At 31.6% G+C, this 23,870-nt stretch carries 17 protein-coding genes; 3 read left to right on the top strand and 14 right to left on the bottom strand.

The window, feature by feature from the left end; genetic code table 11:
* Positions 1 to 135 precede the first annotated feature (135 nt).
* The 4 genes from OLM58_RS16480 to OLM58_RS16465 form a co-directional block, all read right to left on the bottom strand.
* The gene (locus tag OLM58_RS16480; protein WP_264529741.1) at positions 136 to 1,830 is read right to left on the bottom strand and encodes a DUF4209 domain-containing protein; all 1,695 of its coding nucleotides are present in this window, start codon (positions 1,828 to 1,830) and stop codon (positions 136 to 138) included.
* A 50-nt stretch (positions 1,831 to 1,880) separates the two neighbouring features.
* Entirely contained in the window at positions 1,881 to 2,585 is a 705-nt protein-coding gene (locus OLM58_RS16475) for a hypothetical protein (protein WP_264529740.1), read from the bottom strand.
* Between the two features lie 62 nt (positions 2,586 to 2,647).
* On the bottom strand, positions 2,648 to 3,151 hold the full coding sequence (locus OLM58_RS16470) for a hypothetical protein (protein ID WP_264529739.1): 504 nt from the start codon (positions 3,149 to 3,151) through the stop codon (positions 2,648 to 2,650).
* Positions 3,136 to 3,495 carry a hypothetical protein gene (locus OLM58_RS16465; protein ID WP_264529738.1) on the bottom strand — a complete coding sequence of 120 codons (360 nt, stop codon included), beginning with the start codon at positions 3,493 to 3,495 and terminating at the stop codon, positions 3,136 to 3,138. The genes OLM58_RS16470 and OLM58_RS16465 overlap by 16 nt, the downstream gene beginning before the upstream one ends.
* A 202-nt stretch (positions 3,496 to 3,697) precedes the next feature.
* Between OLM58_RS16465 and OLM58_RS16460 the strand changes: the two genes are divergently transcribed.
* The 3 genes from OLM58_RS16460 (at position 3,698) to OLM58_RS16450 (ending at position 9,612) form a co-directional block, all read left to right on the top strand.
* Positions 3,698 to 3,874, top strand: a complete 177-nt coding sequence (locus tag OLM58_RS16460; protein ID WP_264529737.1) for a hypothetical protein — start codon at positions 3,698 to 3,700, stop codon at positions 3,872 to 3,874.
* A gap of 148 nt (positions 3,875 to 4,022) precedes the next feature.
* A complete protein-coding gene (locus OLM58_RS16455) occupies positions 4,023 to 6,668 on the top strand; it encodes a hypothetical protein (protein ID WP_264529736.1) in 2,646 nt (881 codons plus the stop codon).
* Positions 6,669 to 6,735: 67 nt separating this feature from the next.
* A complete protein-coding gene (locus OLM58_RS16450; protein ID WP_264529735.1) occupies positions 6,736 to 9,612 on the top strand; it encodes a tetratricopeptide repeat protein in 2,877 nt (958 codons plus the stop codon).
* Positions 9,613 to 11,442: 1,830 nt separating this feature from the next.
* Here the strand turns inward: OLM58_RS16450 and OLM58_RS16445 are convergent.
* The 10 genes from OLM58_RS16445 to OLM58_RS16400 all read right to left on the bottom strand — a co-directional run bounded on the left by OLM58_RS16445 (position 11,443) and on the right by OLM58_RS16400 (position 23,752).
* Positions 11,443 to 11,862, bottom strand: a complete 420-nt coding sequence (locus OLM58_RS16445; RefSeq protein ID WP_264529734.1) for a hypothetical protein — start codon at positions 11,860 to 11,862, stop codon at positions 11,443 to 11,445.
* 860 nt (positions 11,863 to 12,722) lie between these two features.
* Positions 12,723 to 13,472, bottom strand: coding sequence for a hypothetical protein (locus OLM58_RS16440; protein ID WP_264529733.1), 750 nt, complete (start codon positions 13,470 to 13,472; stop codon positions 12,723 to 12,725).
* Between the two features lie 2 nt (positions 13,473 to 13,474).
* Positions 13,475 to 14,383 carry a hypothetical protein gene (locus OLM58_RS16435; RefSeq protein ID WP_264529732.1) on the bottom strand — a complete coding sequence of 303 codons (909 nt, stop codon included), beginning with the start codon at positions 14,381 to 14,383 and terminating at the stop codon, positions 13,475 to 13,477.
* A 2-nt stretch (positions 14,384 to 14,385) separates the two neighbouring features.
* Positions 14,386 to 17,199, bottom strand: coding sequence for a hypothetical protein (locus OLM58_RS16430; protein WP_264529731.1), 2,814 nt, complete (start codon positions 17,197 to 17,199; stop codon positions 14,386 to 14,388).
* A 10-nt stretch (positions 17,200 to 17,209) separates the two neighbouring features.
* Complete coding sequence (locus OLM58_RS16425; protein WP_264529730.1) at positions 17,210 to 17,698, bottom strand: DUF4280 domain-containing protein; 489 nt, start codon at positions 17,696 to 17,698, stop codon at positions 17,210 to 17,212.
* Between the two features lie 30 nt (positions 17,699 to 17,728).
* Positions 17,729 to 18,778, bottom strand: coding sequence for a hypothetical protein (locus tag OLM58_RS16420; RefSeq protein WP_264529729.1), 1,050 nt, complete (start codon positions 18,776 to 18,778; stop codon positions 17,729 to 17,731).
* A gap of 450 nt (positions 18,779 to 19,228) precedes the next feature.
* Positions 19,229 to 20,245: a DUF2931 family protein gene (locus tag OLM58_RS16415; RefSeq protein WP_264529728.1), complete on the bottom strand. Its 1,017-nt coding sequence runs from the start codon at positions 20,243 to 20,245 to the stop codon at positions 19,229 to 19,231.
* Complete coding sequence (locus OLM58_RS16410) at positions 20,242 to 21,726, bottom strand: DUF2235 domain-containing protein (RefSeq protein ID WP_264529727.1); 1,485 nt, start codon at positions 21,724 to 21,726, stop codon at positions 20,242 to 20,244. The genes OLM58_RS16415 and OLM58_RS16410 overlap by 4 nt, the downstream gene beginning before the upstream one ends.
* Positions 21,710 to 21,883: a hypothetical protein gene (locus tag OLM58_RS16405; protein ID WP_264529726.1), complete on the bottom strand. Its 174-nt coding sequence runs from the start codon at positions 21,881 to 21,883 to the stop codon at positions 21,710 to 21,712. The genes OLM58_RS16410 and OLM58_RS16405 overlap by 17 nt, the downstream gene beginning before the upstream one ends.
* 3 nt (positions 21,884 to 21,886) lie before the next feature.
* On the bottom strand, positions 21,887 to 23,752 hold the full coding sequence (locus tag OLM58_RS16400; RefSeq protein WP_264529725.1) for a type VI secretion system Vgr family protein: 1,866 nt from the start codon (positions 23,750 to 23,752) through the stop codon (positions 21,887 to 21,889).
* Positions 23,753 to 23,870 lie beyond the last annotated feature (118 nt).

Here is a 23,870-nt window from a genome sequence, read left to right as displayed (position 1 = left end):
TAAATATGTCAAAAACTACTTGCATATGCAAATAAAAATTATGGATAAATATCTCATCATCCAGCTCCCGTTTTTCGAATATTATTTGTTACTCAACTGATGCAGAAAACTATCTTATTTCTTAAGACAAGTTCATTAATTTTGGACAGCTTTAAAATCGTAGTTCCCTAGTTTTAAAATTGCCACGATAAGAAACCACATCATTCCTACTGAGTAATTTTTTGGTTTATAAAAACAGTGTGCAACATTATTTCTGAAATTCATTCCTTTGTTTGTGAATAAATATTTAAAAAGTGCCACATCATCCTGAGGAATGGCATTAAGAAATTTAGGATTATCTAAAAATTTTTCGAAGGAAATTCTTTCCTGCGTTTCAGAATCCTTTAAATCGATTGTTTGCGCCTCTAGTCTATCTGAAAACGCCCTTAATAGGCCTTCAAATTTAACAGCTAGTGAATCAATAGACAGTTGGTAGGCAATATTATTTACAATGCCCATTTCAATATCACTTTCCATTTGGGAAAAAAAATTCTGCAAAGATGGAGCTAATAAATCAAGCCATTTAAATGTTTCGGAATTTCTTTCATTATTTATATAAGAGTTGTCCTCGCCATACCAAGTGTTTTTTAGTAAGTGATCATAAAGAGAATCAAACGATAATTTTTTGCTTTTAATTCCTTTATAGAAAATCCACTGTAAAAATGTAAGCGAGAAATTTTGAATGTAAATCGCATAAGGACAAATGCCTCCCTTAGCCTTATTATTGAGATTACCATTAGAGTCAAAAACCATGACATGAACCAATTCAAAAGTTGCTGGTAAAATTTCCTCATCCAATTGTTCAGCGTTTGGGAAAATATCTGTCGAAAGAGTTAAATGATTATAAATTTCACTGGCATTTAGTTGTGAAATTAGATAATCGATTTCAATCTCCATTTTTTCATAAAGCTCACTCACTTCTTTTGCTTCAATTTCAGTTTTTGTAAAATTTAAATTTGATTTAGCTCGTTGTAGTAAGACAGAGACTTCTTCAAATTTGATTGTATTCCCAGATTTTTTATATTGTTCAAGTGCCTTTAGATAATATCCGTGAACTATGAAGCCATCGCTAATTTTACCCTTATTAATATAGTAATCTCCTAACTTATTTTGATAATCTTGAATCTGCTGACCAATTTTTTGCGCCAAAACTATTTGCAATTCCAAATACTCTTTTACAAAATCAGGATAAATATCATTATCGATAATTGTATTTGCATAATTGTAAAGAGTTTCCAAAATTTCTCTTGAAATACTTTTACCATCTTTCGCCACTAATTTCATTAAGGCACTCTCCTGGTAACCATTTATCTTAGCGATGCCGAAAATTGAAATTAAGTATTTTAAAACTTCATCTTTTCTGTACTTTACATCTTGAGATAAGAGTAACAAAATTTTATAATGAGCTGCAAAAGCTTGATTGTTTAAATTATCATCTACTTTAAAGCTGCTATTCTGAAGTGTTAGAAGGTAGTTATCAATTGCAAATTTTGCAAAAGTCAAATTCTTATTATGGCTCCAAAGCATATGATTATACTTTGCCTTTAACCTAGTATTTTGAACACTTTGCGCCCGTTTATTTAGATAATTAAATGCGTTATCTGTTAAAGATATATTATTTTGATTCAAAATGAAATTTTCAAAATAAATTTCATAATCCATCTTAGTTTTTAGATCTTGATCAACTGTGTGATCTTGCATTTTTGAAATATAACTAACAATAAAGTTATTTTTAATCAATTGGGTTTGAGTCTCCAAAAATTCGTAATATCCATCGATTGTATCAAACATAGTATAAGTATAAGTTTAAAATAAATTATAAAATTTACTTTAGTATAATATTAATATTTCTCTTTAAGTTTTTTAATTAGAATTGAAGCTTCGGCTTCAGTCATTCTAAGAGCATTTTTTTCTGCTTCCTGATCAATTCTTTTTTCATCAAACATATATAAGTCTTTGTATATGAAATCCGATAAAGAAGATATAAAAGAAGAGGGAGCATTTTCAATTCGTTTATAAAAAGCTAAAAGGTCTGCGTAAAGAACAATTGGCTTTTCTTTAAATTCTGTTATTGACATCATTCTTGAATCATTTTTAATATTATCAGAATGTTTAATACAATTACTTAAATTTCGTAATTCATTTATCTCTGAATAGCAATTTATATTTTTAATATCAATATTTTTCTCTCTCAAAAATTCACACACAAATTCCCATTTAAACATCTTAGATTTCGAGGCACCGTAAGCAGCACTTAATAAAAATTTTAATTTATTTTCAAAATGCTTATAAGCATAAAGAATTTTCATTTCTGAAATTGCTTTCAACTCCTGCTCCATAAAATAAATCTCCATAGTTGGACCAGAATAGTCTCCTCTTTTATACTCATCAGAACGATCTCTAGTGTTAGCATCAAGAATTTTCTTTTCAAAAATATTGATTGCTTCATCTGAAATCCTATCGTGAAAATTATTCTCAACATCCATGAAAAAGGTTTGAAGACCTAATTTTGCAGTTTCACGTGTTGCTTCTATATTATTTACCATTTTTCTATTTGTATTATTTATTTCAATGTTTCTTTAAAACTTATATCACTTTTTTAAGTCTTCTATTTAATCTTTCTTTCTAACACATGAAATAATAAATTTAATGCTTGTCCTCTATTATTATACGAGTAGTTCCATTCTTTTTCAATATTATTTGAATATGATATAAGAGTAAATGATTCATGTATTAACATTCCTAAATGCAACAACATACAAGTACTATCTTTATATAATTTTTTTTCCATTTCTCCTTCTATCTTTCTATCAAAACCATCATCAAAAATACCTAAGTTGTAAGTGCAACCATACAACGAACCATGCAGAACTTCAGAAGCATCAGAATAATATTCAAGTTTATTGATCGTAAAAAATACATCCATCAATTTCCCCCATTCTTGTATAACATCAATTCTTTGATTTAGTGTTTTTTTAGTCCAATTTAACCGGGAATTTTTTTCAGAAAATATATTTAATGCTTCTTGTACAATAGCGTTTTCTTTAAACTTTTGCTGTATTTGTTTTCTGCTAATAACATTTTCAGTGATGAGATCTAAATCATCTTCCATTTTAGTAGCACCAAGGCTGTGATACTTTTTATAAATAGGATGCAAAACAAATGCCCGAAACTCTTCTTCATCACAAATACCTGCATAACAAAAATTTGTTGTTTTTCCATAAATGCACGAGAAAGCATTACAGATTCACTTGCAAAGGAGTCAATTTGATTTGCCAACTGAAGAAGAGCCGCTCCTGTTTGTCCGCAGCTTATTAATAAAACTGAACATTTACCTAGTCGATCATCTTCAATTTTAGTTACTATTTCCTTCAAAAGCATAAGTTCTGCTGCAAAAAAATTTATGGCTTCATTATGGAATCGCTTTAAATCGTCAAGAGAATGTTTTGTTTTCATTATAGAAGAAATTATGTTGCTGTAATTTGTTTGTATTTAAATATTGATCAAAAATACTTCTTTAGTACGCAGTGTTTTTGCGCAGTTATAAATATTCTATTTATTTAATCAAATTATGCCTAAAAACGGATAGTTATAAGGATTGGTCTAATCGAGGTCGTCATAACCAAATGGCCACTTCCCGACTATTACTACCATAAAAATGGAAAAGATGCCTTTTATTGAAGATCCTCGATATTCTAATAGCAATTACAGAAAATATAATGTTCATGAACAACTTCGTGAAGATATCAGTCTCACCCACCGTGCTCCTTATCCTCAGGAACATGAGATTAACCTACCACGCCAGAAAATGGAAGGAAGCATTAATAATCTATAAAAAGTCTTTCTATCTTAATGATTTTAGAAGATATATAAACATTGATCTGTATAAATTTCAGAAACGCATTCCTTTAAATTTAAAACTATATTATAATTTAATATCTTAGCAATCAAAGATTTTTTTTACAAAATCAAAGACATATCCAATGCATAATATATTAAACAAACAGGGATTTAATGGTCATCTAGGAGAACAGAGAACCGCTGCTATTCTTGCAAAAGATTTTTTAGTATCTACAATATCTGTTGATATTGAGGGCAGGGACTTTACCGTAGAAGAGATGCCTTCTAGTTTGATTGAGATTCAGGAGTCAAAAAAAAGAATCACATGTAAAGGCATTGTTCAGGCTAAATATTTCGAAAACAGCAATGAGGTTAAAATTGCCAGACATTACGTTGAAGACACAGAAGGTGTTAAAACCGATTTTTTCGCGCTAATTCATACTGACGATATCAACAGGAATGAACATGTATATTTCTTTACTGCCAGAGAGATACAGCAAAATTTTACATTGCGTACTGATTCTGATAAGGATTACTATATCTTCAGGCTTTCAAGCAAAAGAAAATTTCTAAAATATAAAAATATTCCAAGCCATAAGATTAATCAGGTAATAAGGAATGAAATCAGCCGTACAGAAGAATTTCGTAATGAGGAATTTATCCGACGCATAACTGAAAAATGGGTAAATCCAATAAATGAACAGCAGTATTCCAATAATGACCTTTTTAAATCACTAAAAGGTAAGCATATTGTTGATAAACTTTATATTGTACTAAATACTTATAATGACTTTCGCAGGGTACATGGATGGAGACTGGGTGAAAAAGTTTCATTTTACGACAAAATTAATACACATACTTATTATCACAATTTTGCTCTTCGAACCAATAACCAGCAGATAATCGATTTCTTTTCAAATATCAAAATAGCAAAAACTGTTGGGATTAAGAATATAAGCTATTTCAACGGAGTATCGAATGTTATAGAAAAAATTAATCATATCGTAAAGACATTAAATGAAGGCAATATAACTGTATTAGAGGCAGGTACCAATAAAATAGACATTAAGCTCAAACAAACAAAGCCGTGCGGATGCTCTATTTGTCATTACAGATCCCTTAATTTCTGCGAATCTGCCAGCTCTGCATTTAAAAAAGATTCAGAGAACGGCTGGGATCTGATTCAAAATGCTTTTTCACTCTTCAGTATGGGAAAATACGGCCAGGCAAGAATTCTTTTTAACCAAGCACACGAAGATGCTGTTTCTAATAAAGAATTTGTACTTTCTTTTATCTGCAGATATAACCTAAACATAGTCAGCCAATATATTCCAGAACAAAATTCTGCTAACCTTTATTTCGAATTGTTAAAGCTGGATATTCCGGCTGAAAAAAAAGAGATCTTGAAATTTGTATCTGAACATACAATGCTCAACAGCTATTTAAATCAGATTGACAATAATTATCTCAAAATAAAAGATTATCAGCAAAGGCAGGTTAATAACTCTACATTTGATCTTATCAATAGTCAAAGGATTAAGATTATTGAATGTCTTAATTTTTACAGAGGCAACAGATTTTTACTTACTGAAGAATTTGATCAGCTTTTCGAGAAGCATATTGAAAGCTGTATAATTTCCTATTCAATGAGATGCAGCTATAGGAGACACCTCAACAGTTTTGACGATTTTATCATAGAACTAATACTTCTATATTGTGACCCTCAGAAACTCATAACCTATTTTCAAAGAAACAATGTTTATGATGTCCCATATATTAGTGAAAATAACAATTATTTTCCTAGTGCGCTTTTGAACTTTTTTTCTGATAAAAATATAGCTTATCTTAAAAATGAAATCAGCGCTGTAGAAGGGAAAATTAAAAACTATGATCTCAGAAGAAAAACGGTTAGAATTTTTAACAATATATGCATTGTTTTATCTCATGTAGAAACCGATTTTCATGAACATCTTGCTGGTAAAATTATAAAATTTGTTAAAGAACTAGATTTATCACTTGACGAATATTCCTTTTTGGCGCATCCCATATTTCAAAAGGCATCTTTCTTCAGCTCTGCTGATCTACTGGAGCTTATTGGGATAATTTTAGCCAAAAATGATCATAAAGGATACCTGCTAACAAACTGTCTTTTTGCGTTAAGGGATAAAAAATGCTTTATTGAAAAAAATAACCAGGAAATTATTGACCAAATTACTGAAATAATTATTGATGCCCCGCATTTTCAGACATTAAGGGCATTTTCTAAGATTTTGAGACCCTCTGAACTAGAAAAATTAAAGCTGAGAATAAATAGTTCCCTTACTACTGAATTCAATTTTGAACTTTATCATGAAGCAATAATCTGTGCATGCCTGAATAATTATTTAGAATTTACTAAGGTATGCAGCGATAAAATTAATGCAATAATAAATCGTAAAAACCCAGTGTTTCTGGAACAGACAAGCACCGTAACAGGACTAAGCAGTTACATTGCTTCAAGATTAGGCAACCTTGTAGAGATTATTTATGCCGTTGGGGAAAAGGCAGTTGATAAAAAAACATTATCCGCGATAAAAAAGGTGCACCCTTATTATAAATTTCTCCTAGAGATTGAAAATTACAGGCAGGGAAATCCTTTTGATTTGAGCTGGCTCATAGAAAATCGATCCAATATTGTGCTGGAGAGACTGGCAAGCTCGGATGCGCTTAAATTGGAAATAAGAAAAAAAATAAACACCTCGTCAAACAAGAATATTCTAAATATCTATTTTCAGTACTTCGCAAATTAAAAGAAGTTTTAAATAAATCATCCCAAAAACTAAAAATTCACAAACTTCTTACAGGCATTCTATTTTTATGGAACAAAAGCTCATTAACCTCATTAAAACCAACCATGATGCTTATTATGTGAGCAGAGGTTTTTACTATCAGTACTTGACTGTACTTCATAAATGGGTAAATCATTATATCAACGGTAATGACACGGTGGTTTCAACTGAAGTTGGAAACGACATTAAAGAGGTAGGCGAAAAACTAGTTTATACTCAGGTCAAAAGTTATAAAGCGCCATTCAGTCTTCAAAGCCCTATTCTCAAAAAAGAGCTTTTTACATTTTTTGTACAGTATCTCGAGGAAAAAGAAAGCAACCCAGAGCTGGAGTTCCATTTTTTTACCAATACTTCGCTGACTAAAAACGAAACTCTACTAGCGGCATGGATAAAAGCTCAACCTTTGATTAAAAGTCCGCTGCTCATACAGTGCCGAAAAAAAATAAAGGAGATTTTAAAAAAAGAACTCAAAGCTTTACGCAAGAAAAAACTCGAAGACAAAACAAAAGACGAAAAAGAAAAACTGGAAATAAAATTAAGTTTTACAACACTTCTATCAACGCTGGAAAATGATGATTTGATGGATAATTTTATGAAGAGCATACAATGGTTTTTTGCAGAAGAAACACCTGCTGAAAGTATTATTACACTTCATAATAGCGTTTTAGAAGATTTGAAACATGAAAAATTTGAAGGTCATCCACCCGTGATTATGTTAGAAGCCCTGCTTTCTGAAATCTGCCGCTGCTCACAACTGGAAGACAGCGAAAGCAGGAAAGTAGATAATTCTTTAATGGTCTCAATTATTGCTAAAAAGGAAGATCAAATTAAGAGCATGGTCAATAATTCTCTTCTAAAACTTCTTGATGTACGATTTTTTAGTCTGAAAAAAAAAGTCGAAAAGATTGAAGAAACTACAGTATTGCATAATAACCTGCTAACAAAACATTCCTCGCAGTTAAATTCATTAATAGAGGAATATGAGAAAAAGCAGCCTGTAACATTTCCCAAAGACCTAACTTTAATTCCATATGTTATCCCTTCAGATATAATTGGAAGAGAAGATGAGCTTGACATTCTTAAAGAGAACTTGAAAAAAAACAAACTCATAAACCTTTCTGGTGTTGGAGGAATAGGAAAAACCACGCTTGCCAGTTTATATATATCGGTTTTTCGTAATGAATATGACCATTTAATCTGGTTAGATGCAGAGACTGGAATATTCGACGGCTTCATTCTTAATGACAACCTAATGCGCAATCTGTCCATAAGCACTTTGGGCACAACTCGAAGCGAACTGAACGAGATTATTCAGAAACTCAATAATATACAGGGAAATGGATTATTGATCATAAATGATTTAGTCTGTGAGGATAAGGAGAATATAAGTAATTTAAAAAGCCTTTATAACTGGCATATTATAATTACTTCACGTCTACGCACGGACATAGGAAAATTACAGCAGACGCATCATTTATCGTTTGATAATGCCTGCCTGCTTTACCGTACTTTTGAGCCTACAAGAAATTCTGACGAAGATACATTTAGGGCTTTTTTCGAATTTATAGAATATAATACCTTAGTCATTATACTGGCGGCTAAAACTATACACCTTAGCTTTGACCTCACCTTAAAAACATTTTTGGAATATCTTCAGGAGCAAAAACTAGACGATAAGGAGATAGAAGTAGACATTGAAGTTGGAGATTTAAACGTCAATCTACTTTCTATTCTTGAAAAAACTTTTTCGATAAGTTCACTGAACCAGGATGAACGTTATTATATGGAGTTCTTCGCATTGCTTCCTGCTGGAGGGATCACTATGCAGGATATTGTGCTTCTCTACGGTAAAGACTATGAAAAAAACAACAAAATTGAATTTACAAAGGCAATAAATTTACTTCATAAAAAAGGGCTGATTACAAGAACAGGAAATAATATAAAAATGGACATGGTATTTCAGGAGTCCGTTCTATACCAGCTGCGTAAAGACAAGGGGGCTTTTCTTTCCCAGATGTTCCACATCCCTTTCCTTAGAGCACGAATTCAGGAGGGCGCCCAAGGCGACCCAGCTCAAGCAGTTCGTTTTGCTCAGTACGGCCAATCAGTGCTAAGAAAAATAAAGGAAGATTTTAGAGAGCCAATTTACCAGCCAATGCTGATTTTAGAAAATGAAGTTCTGAATGTTCAAAACTGGCTGCAGAATCCTGAAAATCTAATTAATAAATGGGAAGATCTTGCCGTCAGAGCCTCTGCAAAACTAAACCCCGAAGATTTCAATCTTGGAACTATTTTTCATAACTATGCATTAACACTTGCTGGTATTGGAAGGAAAGATGAAGCTTCTGAGTACTTCAATAAATCCATAACTATTTTTAAATCTGCTAAAGGAAGTGCGCATGCATCACATCTTCTCAATATGATATGCAACAAAGCTTATCTCTATCTTCATCTTGATGATCTAAAAGGTTTCAAAGATTCATTTCAGGAGCTGATGGATTTAAGAAAAATATATGATCTATGGTATGATGTAACCTTTCCCATCCAGTGTCACCTATTGGGAACTGCTTACAAGAATTATGGAGATTTTTCAGAGGCAAGGAAAAAATTTTCAATGGCTGTAAATGCCCATCAGGAACTACCCGACGAAAGCAGGAATGACCTTACTCTAGTTATTTATCTCTGCGATCTGGCTTACTGCCATTTAATGGATCGTGAAATTGAAACTGCCGAAAAAGCTGCTGTATGGGCAGTAAATATAATTCATCGTCTCAAAATAAAGGAAGGAAAAATGTTTACAGCAGTGGTAGAGATACTAATCTGCATTTCAGATTTTAAGGGAGAAACTGAGAATAGCGCCAAATTAAAAAAAATACTTATAAAAGCAAAGAATAAGAACAATTAGAAAAAAATACTGTTTCCTTTATATTACTTTTTCAAATCCAAAAGTATTGGCAAACATCTATTCCTTTATGAAAACAGTATCATAAAGATTTTTCGAATTAATAAATGCAGTTATATGATCTGCAACAGTTTCAAAGGTATTGCTATGATATTCATCATCCTGATCCAGAATATGAATATATATACCAGCATATGCACTTGTTGGCATTACTTATTTATTGCCAAGATATTCAGGTTTACACTGCGTAATTTTCAAATATCGACAAAAGTGCCGTCTGTAACGCAGAAACGGATTAACGGCTGGCATACTTCATTGTATTTGTACACAGCTTCTGTGTACTGCGATACACTGCACAATATGATCTCCGAAATGATTGAGTGGGGTAAAAACCACCGTGACAAAATAAGAGAGGACTGACAGATAGTTGTCCCAGACAAAACAGGGCTCCTCAGAGTCCTTAGCCCCGATAGAAGTGGAAATCCTTTTGTGCCGGGGTTCGGCGCAAAAGATTGCAACGCATAGCGGGAAAAAGCTCCTGAAAAATAATATCAAACCTAAAATAATATACCCCCTGATCACCTGACCGCTGTTCTATAAACACAGATCCTTATACTGTAAAAAAAACCGCCCCTGTCCGCTTTACATCTGATAAAGGACAGCCCGCCAAGATTACCCATATTGGAGTTTTTGCGGCATTATTACAATTCAGAACTGCCGCAGGTTATACGAATCCTATTAAAGCATACAGGCATGAAATTATGAAGATAGCTAAAATAAGCGGCCCTGTTACCTACCATAGATGTATCAGAGACCTAAATGATTACGGTTATAAAAATTATCTTCCAAAGAGAAATAGAAATCAGAAGAGCATAATTTATTTCATCGTTTAAGAGTTTTTTAAAATTCTCAATAAAAGTATAGTAAAGCTGTTTTTAATACTACATGTAGTAGGCCACTCTCTTAAAATCTTCAATAAAAATGTATAGAAATTTGTCCCGTCGAATTCACCAAAAGTCGCCAATTCAAGACAATTGACGCCTTTTTTTCCATATATTACTAGCCCCGATTGCTTCGCCAATTCGCTTCGCTCGTGTGCAGTGAAAATCCTTTTGTGCCGGGGTTAGGCACAAAAGATTGCAACGTATAGCGGGAAAAAGCTCCTAAAAAACAGCACTATATACAACTCACAAAGATGATCACTATGAATTAGATTCCGGCAACAAAAGATTGCCCAGGCAGTTCGCTAACGCTCCGGTGTAAGATACAGTGGGACCAGCTCCAAAAAAACAATATCAAACCTAAAAAAAATAATACTATATAATTGACCATGATGACCACTTCAAAGTAGTTTCCCCCGGCAGTTCCTGATACGGGATTCATCCAGGTCTAAAACTAAATCAGCTGATTCTAAGCTATAATAAAACAGCATGAGGAAAAGAAAAACAACTGATTCAAAGCCTATTGGTGCACAAATAAGAGATTCACTATATCATTGTTATATTCGCCAACAAGCTTACTGCCTGCACAAAGCAGGCCTAAATAAGCCGTATTGGCGCCGTTTCAGAAAAAAACGCAATTAAATAACAATCATTAAAATTCATTTTTATGACAGTGGAATAAAAATCTAAATAACAAGAGTAATGGATCAGCTAAATCCTTTAACCCAATTCTTCAAAGCAATAGAAAAAGATCAACGTATCAGCATTACGCATATTGGAATTTTTGCAGCATTATTACAGGTTGTATAACTTTGTTTAAAATTTTCCAATCAAAAACTAATTTCCTCTTTCGATTATAGATTTCAGATAGTCCGCAATCGAATCTTCTGTTTCAATCAATAAAATATTTATAAAAGAAAACACTAAGTATTATTAAAATTATAGCAGGAATTGTTATAAGTACAAAGTAAACATTTTGATCTTCGGAATCATAGAAACCGTATTTTTGGTCATAATAAAGCTGTAAACAATCATTCTTTTTTAATTTACTGCTAAAACCATAATCTTCAATAATTCCATTGCCTTCTTTATTTTTAAATTTTATTTTGCCAAAATATCGGTACGTATTGTTGTTTTTATGAGATTTAATACTATCAACATTTATTACCAAAGCATTTATTCTGTCTCCATAAATTCTAGGTTGAAATACCTTTAACATAGTATATAAAAAATAAATACTAATTATAAACATAAAAGCAAAAATGAACATCTTCACAGGGGATGTTTCTTTTAATGGAAGACCTCTTTTCATTAATATATTTTATTTTATTACTTGTAAAGAAGAATTAATGTCGTTTGAATAAAAGGCATGATAATTATTGATTTACATAAACTTTTATTGAATGCTTTCTTTACAAAAACAATATCATATGTATAAGTGAGGATATCTTTATTTTGTACTTTAAATTCAGCCTCTATACGGTCAATATTACAGGTATTAATCTCTTTATTTAGACAAATAATACTGTATATTGAATTAAAAATAAAAAAACCTAAAAATGATACTATAATAATTAATATAATTTTTACAATTAGGTATTCAACCAAATTTATAAATAAACAATAAAGAAAAGCAGAAAAAAAATACAATAAAATAAAAATGATAAGACTAGAGTTTCTAATAGTTTTAGTAAATATCCGACTAACAAATAATATCTCTTCTTCTGTAATTTTCCTTTTTATCATCTTAAAAAATTTCTAATTTGGTTTTTCCATTTCCACAATTATTTACTTCACAATCCTCTCACATAACATTACCATAATTTCCGATTTCTTTTTGTAAAAAAACGTGAATATTCTAAGTCCTGATTATTACAAACAGCCTTTATAATGATATTTACCATCTCAAAATAGGTAATTGTTACTGTATCATTTTCTTTTACTTTTTTATAATCTTCCTTGCTTACATAAATTCCTTTTTTTTGATCATCTTTATTTATGAGATACAATCTAAAATAGTCACTATCTGAAGCGGAATCTGAAGTATAAGAATAGTTATCTTTTCGTAAAATGCTAAAATCTTCCGTTATCTTACATATTTTTTGATTCGCAATCCTTTTATTGATAATGATTTTTCCATATAAAAAATTTAGAATTACTAATCCTAAATTCTTATATTTCTATGCTTAAATATTTCTTTTCAACTAAATAACTATTTACAACAAAGGCTATATTAAAAAACATTGCATATGCTATTTTTACTTTATCTGTAAATATGTCATTATTTGTATCATTTGCAGAAAAATAAAAAAACATATTAAATAGGATAAAAAAAGCACTAAAACAAAATGCTATAACAAGGGAATTTAAATAGACTTTGAATTTTAATAAATATGATTCTGCAGATTGTTCTGAATTGCAAAGAATATAACCTATGTTCACAAGTAAAAAACTATAAACTCCATAATATAATTCAGATTGATTTAAATTTTGCATAAATCTAAATGGGAATTTTAAAACTTCTAAAATTGGCACTCCCAAATAGTTTATAATTAATATAAATCCAATGAGAATTAAAGAGAAGAAAAAAACAAATAAAATAGTAATTAAATATGGCGTTAACTTATTGTCTAATCGTATGATATTATATTCCATAATATCAAAATAATTTTTTCCTTTTTTTTTTCGATTATTTACACCTTTTTTTGCACTAATAAATATTTTTAATGGGTTCAATACTGAAAAAAAAATTAGTAAAATAGTAGATGATACTTGAAAAAATAATAAATTTATGATAGCAGCTCCTTCATTTTCATGAAAATCTTTAGAATAAAATTTAAACAAATAAAAAACAGCAAAACACAAATTAAAGATGCAGGTGGTGATAAAAAAAAAGCTCAATTTATTTTTAAGTGAATTCATAGTTATCTAATTACTTCTAAAGAACTACCTGTTTTAGGGCGATGAAGGAGTAAAGAATAAATATAAAAATCTTCATCTGTTAGCCCTAAAAAAGCAGATTTACCTAAAAACTCTCCATCAGTTCTGACTAAACCAACAACCTTTCCATTACCATAAAATACTAATTTATAATCCTCCAATTTTAAATCTTGTTCTTTGTTAATATCTTTATTTATTTCAGAAACTATTCTATCTGAGTCTTCTTTTTTAGATGAATAAAAAGATTGTGCATTTTCAAACTGTCTTTTATAATATTTTTTTTCAATATTTTCTATTTTTCCATCTTTGTAATCATTCATCATTTCTCTATAAAAACTTTCTACTTCCCTTCCTAAAACTTCTTTATCTTCTTTAGTTAGATCAATACTATTTGTCCAACCCGTAAGCTTATAGGGAACATTCGATTCAAAAGGAATAAAAATTTGTCTGAATGATTCCTTCTGCTCACCACCTGAAATCTTTTTATTAAAAACAATAGTCTCTTTTTTATTTTCTGTTCTGCTTACTTTGACATCTAATGAAAAACTACTATCTAAAATACTATCTAAATGATAATTTTCGTCTCTTTTGGGTAAAATCAAAACTTTTAATTCATTTTTTTTACTTTCTAATATAAAATTATTTATAGGTATTGACAACGACTTCATACTGCCTTCATTGTAATCTGTGTATATTGGCATATCATCTAGAGTAACAACATAGGAGCAATTACTACTATGTAAAAACAACCAATATTCAGGTTTTTCATTATAAATTGTTATTTTTTTATATAAAGTATTTAAGTTAAAATCTTCCATCTTTTGATTATTGCTTTTCTGTGAACAACTTAAGTTTGTGATTAATAATAGTATAAAAAGTGTTATTTTACTCATAACTATGATCTTTTATTTATGTACATTTTATCTGTTGAAAATGTATGAGCCAGCATTGTTATTTCTCCTGTTATTTTTCCTCCCAATTTAAGCATACTTTTTTTTCTTTTGCCTTCTTGTTTTCCTAACTCGGCCGAACCTTCAGCTTCGAAAGAAAACTTAATTCCTTCAAAAACTAGATCTTTTTTAACATATATACCGCTATTATCCACACCATATACATCTTCAATTCCTAGACCAACAGAAGCCCCTGTACTTAGGCCTCTTTTTACCAAAACTTCAAATTTCCCCAATTTTATACTATTATTAAGCCGTAATTCTAATATAATATTAGTTTGTATTGTACTTTTTCCCTTTATATTAAAATCTTTAAAACCAGCTAACATATTATGCTGTAAATCAATGACACTATCTATTTTTCCTGTAACGGAGAAATCGCATTTAATAGCACTACTATCATCTGCTAAGATATATAATAACGCATCGATAGCTTTTAGAATTGCATAAGCAATGGGGTGTCTTCTGCATAAAAGTTCCAAAATATCCCATTTTATGGTAACGCCAATAAGTGGTGCAGCGTTTAGCATTAAATCTACACCTAAACCTTGTCTTCCCGCTAACTCTGGATATCGTTTAGCATCTATTTGTTCATAAAACCAGGAGCCAGCGAAAGATAATTTTGGATATAACATTTCATACTCAACGGTTTTTCTTTTTAGTTTAGCCATCAATCCTTCTATGTTTTTATCATCCTCTGGCGTATAATTATTTTGGTCATGTTTGCCTTCAAGTAATTCTATGCCAATTTTTGCAAGATCTATAACTGTTTTTGCTTGTTCATAAAGTTGTTTTACGAACTCTTCTGTCAATTCATTTTTTATATCACCTCCATAATGCTCTTCTTCTAATGATATCGTTATTCTTTGTAAAATTTCTAATAACTGCTTGAAACTTTTACCTTTTGTCACAGGAGCTGCTGTTTCAGTTTTGGGCTTAAGGTTGTACTTTTCTGTAAAATACTTTTCAGCTCTTTCTAATGTTTCTTTTTGGCTTTTATTTTTTTCAAAATAAGCTTTGTCATTTTCTTCTGCTTTATCTTCAAAAGTTTTTAATGGTGCAAATGTTCCTCCTTTTCTATTGAGTTTTTCTATATCGCCTTTCTCTACATTAAAACCAAATTTTAATGTCCACTTAATATCAGGATAGATAGCAATATTTACATTTTGCTTAAAAGCGCAAGTACTAGCAATTGCTTTAATATTATATATCTTATCTGCGCCCAAATTTGGAAGCCAAAAATACTTCATTGCTTTATAAAAAGTAGTTGCAGCATTTGCATCTTGTGGAATATCATAATTATAAAAGGCATCAAACTCTATTTGTTTTTGTCTGACAGTAACAATACCTTTTTCTTTTGCTACATTTTCTTTCTGTGTTGTTTTCATCCCCATCATTGAGGACTCACGATTCGATTCTGATTTTATTAATTCTTTTTCTTCTTTTTTAGCCTTATGCTCAGCCTTAGAACTGGGATCTATTTTTAACTCATAATCTTTAGGGATGCTAGATACTGTAAGTTCTTTGCTAATGTGCTTGGCAGGTCTATTTTCACATTCGACAGTATCAAAATCAAAATCAAGAACACTAGCTTTTTTCTTTCCTGCAATAACATCTACAGTGATTGTTTTGGTTATTCGTTGGTAGATATTATTTGAATCAAAAATTGAGACACCATCTAGCTTAATACTATCATACCTACAATGTTGAAAATGCGCTACATTAGTTTCTACATCTCCTACGATAAGTGGCATATTGGTAGCTGGAATTGGTTGCTTCTCAAGTAAAACACTCTTTTTATTTGTACATACTTGTAAATAACTTCTACCAAAATCGGTAAAAAAAGTTCCTGTTTTTATAGATTTTACTAAAGGGTATATTTTTAAATGCTCTCCCGCTGTTTTTATCCAAGCACGATCAAGTATTACCTCTAATTCTATTTTTTGGGCGTGGTTTACCGGAGCATCATTTATTGTGAGTACATCCGATACGCCTTTTTTATTAATATCGTTAGGCTTTAGTTTATGAACCTTTACCTCACGGGTAAAAAAATCTGCTCCGGAAATTTTTAGTTTATCATTAGGAGTAAATGTATCACTATCTACCAAATGCACCTCGACTTCTTGACCATACAATCCAGTGGTATAGATATGTAATAGTACCTTAGATCCAAAAGCGACTTCTGTTGTACTGGCAATAGTATTGTATTTTGAGTCCGTCCATTCTGTACGAATAATGCCAGGAACACCTTCTGCCTGCACATACAATCCAAAGGGGGATTTTCCTTTTGGCTTTTCATTTTCGTGCCAAGCTTCAAGCCACGCAATACCTCCTCCTTCTAATAATTCAGGAAATGAGATACGATCATGAATCCCTTTTTTAAAACCAATATTGTGTGTAATTATACTAGGATCCAATCCGGTATGTATTAATTGCCATCCCCAATTTAAATCTTCAAATTTTTTTAAACGTTCATTATACAACTTTAATTTTTCATCGTATTTTTTAATATCAATATTATATTGCTTTACATCAACATTGTAATTCCATTTTCCCGTCTTGTTTAAGTTATTATATTCCTTAGTCGATAATTCGGTAATGGGCTTTGGTGCTTTGGGCTTTTGTTTCTTTAAATCCTCTATTTCTTTTATTGCTATATTAAAATGCCCGGCTTTTTTTAATACTAAACTGTTTAGCCCGGAATCATATTTTTGTCCTTCCTCTACCTTTTTGGGTATGATGTGTACTTGCTTTTCCATCTAATTTGTATTATAAATTATTCGGTATTTTTAAAATATCATTTTCTGAATCCTCCAGATCAAAGCCCGGAAATAACTCAGCTGTAACTTCAGGACTGGTGTTTTTGACATTTTGTTTGCTTAGTTCCGCAACCTGTCCGTGGTTTTTTATACTTATGCAATCCGGTCCACCTATGGGACAAGTGGCTTTGCTGTCTTCAAGCAGTATCTGGCCTTGATTAGAGAGAACAACTTCCTTATAAAAATTACTCCATTCTGAAATAACAGCCTGACAAGGCTTGTAACTAGAACCCATGGGCTGTTTTTTACATTTACCAAAAGTATTTGACTTGAGAGTCTGCCCAATTTCTTTGGTGGTAGCAATGAGTTTTTTAGAGCCGTCTTTGTCATTACCATAATGTTTGGAGTGCGTTTTTACCTGTAGAATATCCGTTTGAGGAACTTCACTAAACTTACACTCACAAGTAGCCCCATGAACAACTACATGTTTTTCTGCCATAATTTTTTATGTTTTAGATTCAGACAAAATTTATTGTTGATATATTTCTATCTGAATTTTGTTGATTTTTTCGTTGCTCATCTTTGTTTCAAAAGTGCCTATTACCGAAAATATACTATTATCTGAACTATTGAGTTTATATTGTACGCTTCCCTGAGATTGTATGGTTTGAATATTAGGTCGATCTTTTTCTAATACTGTTTTATTTTGTAAAACTTCATCAATAGTTCTGTGGTCTTTTGTTTTTCCTATAAGAGTTACTATCAACTTACCACTTTTAGTATAAAAATTTTGTAGAGTCTGTGCTATTTCATATTCTAGTAATCCCTTCGATAAGAAAGGCACTTTGGCTACATATTGGATTTCTTTTTTTTCAGGATAATAACCATATACAGGTTTAAAAAACAGATTGAAAAACCAATTTTTTGACAGCATTTTCATCAATTCTTTTTCGTCATTAAAGTACAAGTCTGCTTTCTGTATAATAGTATCCGATTGTTCTTTTTTATAATAATCAGTTAGTTCTTCTTTATTGGCAAGCCAGCGTTCTTTTATCACGTTATGGTTTACAATTGCTTTTATTTCTCCTGTATCGCCGATTTTTAGTGCAATTGGGAAAAGGTTTTGGGCAATTTTATCTAAAAGTTGTTCTACTGCAACATCGGGCATTTTATGGTTTATATAGACTTGTTTGCGATTTATTTCTATAATTTTTAAATCAAAATCATTTTTTTTATAAACTGCCTCTATCTCATAATGAATTTTATTCTTCAGGAGATCGCCCTCAAAATTTTCAAAAGTATAGCCATACGTTTTTGAAGCATAAAACTTAACAGGAAACAGATTGCGTCCTATTTCTCTTTTCACCTCTTTCTCAAGAGATTGTGCTTCCAATACATCCGAATAAACATAAATCTCAGTGAGATGTTTAGGAAAGCTGCTTCTTATCTTATCCCAGAATCTAGCCTTACCATTGTGTATCTCTTTTAAGTATTCTGTTTCAATATTTAATTTTTCGGCAACACTTTCTAGTGTGTCTCCTTTTGTTAGAGGATATTTTGTAAGATAGATTAGATCCATTTTTTACTTATAGTATTTATGCTATTCTTAATTGTTTTTTTAATCTTCATGCTTGCACATATTCCCAAAATCTATTTTCCTGATAGGATTTTTTTGTTTTGCAGATTAGAAATTAAGCTACAATTCTGAAAAAAAATAGATATTCTATAAAAAAAATAAAAGTATACTCCTGCGATATATATCAATTCTGTTAGTTTTTTCTTTTCCAAATATCATCACACAAATTCTGACTATTATCATTACAGCTATTATAAATGGAGTGAATAACAGGCCAAATCGGACTATTAAGTCAATTAAGAGACTATAGTTGCTATTGAAAACTTTAATAATCATTGAAGGAATAATTATTCCCCTTAAGCTAATTAAGTTTATTGCAAAAAATATTGTTATTGTTTTTAAATATCGTGCTATCGTAGAATTTCAGTTAGCTTGGATATTTATTCCATTTTATTAATTTTCATACTTCCACATATTCTCGAAATCAATTTTCTTGATAGAAATTTCCTTCTCTCCCTGTTTAAAAATTAAACTTCGGTTACTAAAATCCTCGTTCATGCGTAATATTATTTCTATTGGCTTACTTGGGTCTGCATGTTTGAATAACCCCATAATTTCTTCTTCGTCAAAGGGTTTAACTTCAAAAACAGTTTGAAGCTTTTTGTTGTCTTCGAAAATAAAATTAAGTTGTTTAGGTATAGCTCTTAACTCAAAAAGATTTTCCTGAATGGGTTCTATAATTTTTTTGTTAAAAATAGTTTCCTCTTCTCCATTATACATCTTAAACCCGATGTTCATGAGCTTATGATTTGGAATTTCGACACGAGCTCGCCAATTGTATTTTTTACGGTAAATATCCCAAATATCGTATTGGATACCACTCTTTTTTAGATTTTCATAAGCTTCTGGAACAGATTCTGACACATCAAAATATTTTTCATATGTGAGAGTTGGATTTGCAGGAATTAATTCTTTCATAGCTACATGGGTTTCAGTTGCTTGAAAACGAGCTACTTCTATTTGCTGGTCATCACCATATACCCAAACCACCACTATACCACCAGGTGCACAACTTACTCTTATTTCGGAATAATTCGATATTCTGCCATCTCGCCAAGCAATAGTTCCTTTTTCAAAAAGTTTTTTTAGAGTATCGATGGGCATATCCCAACTGCCTGTATAAAATTTCTTCTCTATATAAGATGCCCAAGTGATATCCATTTTTACAGGCAGCGCTTTTAAGTCTTCTCCTTGTGTGTGGGTAGAGCCAGTATTTCCCCAACCATTACTGTTTGCCCCTGCTGTAGGAATGTAAACGCTACCACCATCTTCTAAATAAAAATGACCGTCATGAATGTAGGTCGGATATAATTCTGGAGCATTAGCTGTAGGCAGCCATTCGTATTTTTTCATTTCGGGTTTGCAAGAAAATAATATAATTAGTAGTAATAAAAAAAGTTTTTTTTTCATGAGTTGGGTTCTTTTAAGCGGGTTCTAACAATAGTTTTACCCGAAATTTTATAATTGGGTTCATAAGAACCTATCCCATCTCCAAATCTAGAATTCCAATGTATGTATTTGCTTCTTAATTGCTTCAACATATTATGGTCGTTCACTTTTATATTAAAACTCGCTACATCCTTTGCGCTTTTTAAATCGAGTTTTTTTCGCATTTGCTCGATTTCGTAATAGGTATAATAAGTCATTTGAGGTTGTTTGCCGTTGATGTAATTCTCTAAACGCTGTTTTACTTTGTTCAAATCTAACAGCTCCGGTTTACTCGGTTTTGGAATGCCAAAATATTTACTTAATTCTGTCATTTTAATTGTTCCCTTATATTCTGTATTGAGTTTTTCAGCCATAAGATGAAGGGTAACAAAACTATAGGTGTTGCGAATGCCTTTGCGATTAATGAAGGTTTGATGATCACTATCGGGTTTTACAACTTCTAATTTTGTAAACCATCCATGGGCAATTAAATTGGTCAGATCGTTATTTAGTATTTCATCATAATCATCATCGTTGTATCCATCACCCCAATAATTATCTAAGTCCATAATCTGAAAATTAAGTTCATTCATGTTATCTGTATAGCAACCTCCAACATCAGAGTGTACCCCCGGTAAATAAAAATCTTGACCTCCTGCCTTTTTTGCGGTAGGCGTTAGCATAAAATTTTTACGATGCTCATCATCAGCGCAAAAATGAATTATTTTTTTAGCTTTGTATAAATCGTTAATTTCTAAATTAAGATCATTTAAGTGTAGTTCACTAACATCATTATCAAAGTTTGGATCAGTTGTGGTATTTGAAGCATTTGGGTCATAAGAAGAAACAGTGTCATAAAGTCCCACAAAGCGAACCTGTAATCGGTTGTAAGCTATTTTATATTTTGCAAGATGTGAACCCCAAATATCTGTACTGTTTTTTTTGCTCAATTCATAAATAAAGTTCCGAGCTGCAGCAGCACCTCGACTAAAACCAAATACGTCAACTGTTAAGGTATTTATTTTGTCTTTGCCTTTTAATAGTAACGCTTTTTCGGCAAGCTTATCGCATCCTTTTTTTACCTTAGATACAACACCTTGACTTCCAGACCCATAAGCAACCCCCAAGTGTCCAATTCCAAATACAGTAGATGCATCGTCTGTATCAGCACCCAAATCATCAGTACCAATACCTTCTATATAAATACTATCAGTATATTCATCTTTGGCATAATGTAGTTCCTTTCGAGCAACATTTGATAAATCATTCATATAGCTGTCCGTTTCTTTATCAGACATCTTATGGTAGGCTTTATTTGCATCACTGCCTTTTTTTGCTGATCTAGCGTTTGTATTTGTTCTGTTATTTTGTGTACCATCGAAAAAAACACCAATTCGTATATCAATTGTTCCTTTAGGTGGGGGTGGCGGCGTGTAATTACCAAAACTAACGTTTGTTGCCATTGGATGTTATTTTTTTATTTGAAATTAAAGTCAAATTCTCTCTGGTAGCTTCAATATTAAATTTATTGGTGATTTTCGTTAATCTCCCTCCAACTACTAAACTGTAATCATTATTCACGATCACTTTCCTGTTTTTAGAAATTTTGTTGATTGCCATACTTTAAAACATTTTAGATTTCTCTACACTATTTACCTCTACTGTCTTACCGCTTTGCAGGGTTAAATTCTCTTTATTGCTAAAAATAGTAACCCCGGAAGCTAATTCACTAGAAATATCTGCCTGACGCGTAAAGTCTTTATCCACCAATTCTTTTCTATTATCAGAAGTCTCGGTAATATCTCCGCTTGCTGTTTGGGTTAGATCATTACCTGCTGTTTGAGATATATTTTTTCCTGCATCACAATCCATGTTTTCGCCCGCATCAATTCTTATATTTTTACCTGCGTGAACAATAAAATCTTCCCCAGCATGCATGGTGATATTTTTTGGTGCATTAACATTAATGTTCCCTTTTCCATCCATAAACCAGGTGTTGCCTGATGGATCTTTGACTAAAATGCTGCTTGCACCTTCGTCAAAGGTTATAGTGCTCCCAGTTCTGGTGTAAATACTTTTAATATTATTGTTGGTTTGTCCACCGGCACCAATTTTCCCATTAAACAAACTTCCAATTACAAAAGGGCGGTCAGGATCGTTATAGCGAAAACCAAGCATCACATGGTCACCTACTTCAGGAATAAAAACCATTCCTCTGTTGGTAGAAACCTCAGAGCTTGATCCTGCATCGGGCGTCATCACTCTAAGCCATGGTGTTCTTAAGTTTTTTGTTTGCTGCCAAAGCATTTTCACTCTTATTCTTCCGTTGTTTTTGGGGTCGGCATTCTCCACTACTATGGCTTGTTGTGTTTGAGCCAATGGAAAAGTTATTTGCGGCTCAGGTAGTTTCTTGATAAAAGCCGGCAGAGCCTTAAAACTATTTTCGTACTCACCGATATCGGTAGCTTTATGGGTAATTTCAGTGATAATGTAAGTTCCTATTTCACTGGTTTGGTAATTAACTTTACTGTTATCTAACTTTTTATTATAAGCATCAATTTTATCTATTACCTGCTGGGAATCGATAGTGATTACAGAGCCTATCTTTAAAGTATTATTTTTGCTGGTTGCTGTGATAAAATTAGCATCGGCCATGACACTTTCTTGTCTTCTTTTTAAGATTCTTTCTAAAAACATATCATCACCAGTAGCTATTCGTCCGTACTCAAAAGAAGGAGTAGCGTATAACTTTTCAGATGCATCAAAAGCCTGATTGCCCAGTTTTGGCAAGCCTTCAATTTTGTCCTGAGTTTTGGCTCTATATAGGGTATTGGAATTTTCATTATAAGTAAAACCCGCAAACTGATTTGGTGTAGCCTTAACCGATATGTTTAGGTTGTATAAATCTTTATTATAAGTTAATTTTATGGTTTTGTTTGTGGCTACTGGTTTTCCAAAAAAAAGTTTTTCACCATCATAATACAACCATTCATTGTATTGTTTAGCCAAACGCTGAATGTATCTAAAATCAGTTTCCAGATATTGTGTCTGATAATCAATTTTGGTTGTAAATTCAGGTTTTATATCGTTTTGCAATTGTTCCCCTGCTGCATCTTGTATGATTTCCTGTATGATTTCCTGCAAAGTGCTGTCTTCCCAGGAATGCAGTTTTTCTCCTGATTCTAATAGAATGGTTTTTGAGTAACCTGTCAGGATAATTTGACTCCCAACATGTCCTAATTCCTGTGCGTACTCAATATTGGTTACTATTCCAAGAAAATTGTTTTCCCTCTCCAAAACGATATGCACCACTTTTCCTAACCAACTTTGAGCATTTTCCATCGTAAAAGCTCTGGGTTGTTCTATTACCGAATGAGGTACTTTTATTGTGAATTTATGGTGGTTGTTGATGCTTTGTATAACTTCTATAGAAGTATAATGCGAAACTTCTTTTCGATCAACTCCGAATATAATTTTTTGCTGTAACATGGTTTTGAGGCTATTAATAAATTGAAATAAATAACCACTATAATCATTTTTAATGATTATAGTGGTTAGAAAACAAAATATGAGCGACACTAGTGCCGTCTTTGTCGAAGAATAAAAA

The sequence above is a fragment of the Flavobacterium sp. N502540 genome (assembly GCF_025947365.1).
Classification (GTDB): Bacteria; Bacteroidota; Bacteroidia; order Flavobacteriales; family Flavobacteriaceae; genus Flavobacterium.
This window is presented reverse-complemented; position numbering and strand designations above follow the sequence as displayed.

Bases quoted from the DNA above. Each gene is read 5' to 3' on its own strand.
- OLM58_RS16465 (WP_264529738.1), bottom strand. From the start codon at position 3,495: ATGAAAACAAAACATTCTCTTGACGATTTAAAGCGATTCCATAATGAA.
- OLM58_RS16410 (WP_264529727.1), bottom strand. From the start codon at position 21,726: ATGGCAACAAACGTTAGTTTTGGTAATTACACGCCGCCACCCCCACCT.
- OLM58_RS16475 (WP_264529740.1), bottom strand. From the start codon at position 2,585: ATGGTAAATAATATAGAAGCAACACGTGAAACTGCAAAATTAGGTCTT.
- OLM58_RS16405 (WP_264529726.1), bottom strand. From the start codon at position 21,883: ATGGCAATCAACAAAATTTCTAAAAACAGGAAAGTGATCGTGAATAAT.
- OLM58_RS16470 (WP_264529739.1), bottom strand. From the start codon at position 3,151: ATGGAAGATGATTTAGATCTCATCACTGAAAATGTTATTAGCAGAAAA.
- OLM58_RS16480 (WP_264529741.1), bottom strand. From the start codon at position 1,830: ATGTTTGATACAATCGATGGATATTACGAATTTTTGGAGACTCAAACC.
- OLM58_RS16435 (WP_264529732.1), bottom strand. From the start codon at position 14,383: ATGAGTAAAATAACACTTTTTATACTATTATTAATCACAAACTTAAGT.
- OLM58_RS16430 (WP_264529731.1), bottom strand. From the start codon at position 17,199: ATGGAAAAGCAAGTACACATCATACCCAAAAAGGTAGAGGAAGGACAA.
- OLM58_RS16445 (WP_264529734.1), bottom strand. From the start codon at position 11,862: ATGAAAAGAGGTCTTCCATTAAAAGAAACATCCCCTGTGAAGATGTTC.
- OLM58_RS16450 (WP_264529735.1), top strand. From the start codon at position 6,736: ATGGAACAAAAGCTCATTAACCTCATTAAAACCAACCATGATGCTTAT.
- OLM58_RS16460 (WP_264529737.1), top strand. From the start codon at position 3,698: ATGGAAAAGATGCCTTTTATTGAAGATCCTCGATATTCTAATAGCAAT.
- OLM58_RS16400 (WP_264529725.1), bottom strand. From the start codon at position 23,752: ATGTTACAGCAAAAAATTATATTCGGAGTTGATCGAAAAGAAGTTTCG.
- OLM58_RS16440 (WP_264529733.1), bottom strand. From the start codon at position 13,472: ATGAATTCACTTAAAAATAAATTGAGCTTTTTTTTTATCACCACCTGC.
- OLM58_RS16420 (WP_264529729.1), bottom strand. From the start codon at position 18,778: ATGGATCTAATCTATCTTACAAAATATCCTCTAACAAAAGGAGACACA.
- OLM58_RS16455 (WP_264529736.1), top strand. From the start codon at position 4,023: ATGCATAATATATTAAACAAACAGGGATTTAATGGTCATCTAGGAGAA.
- OLM58_RS16415 (WP_264529728.1), bottom strand. From the start codon at position 20,245: ATGAAAAAAAAACTTTTTTTATTACTACTAATTATATTATTTTCTTGC.
- OLM58_RS16425 (WP_264529730.1), bottom strand. From the start codon at position 17,698: ATGGCAGAAAAACATGTAGTTGTTCATGGGGCTACTTGTGAGTGTAAG.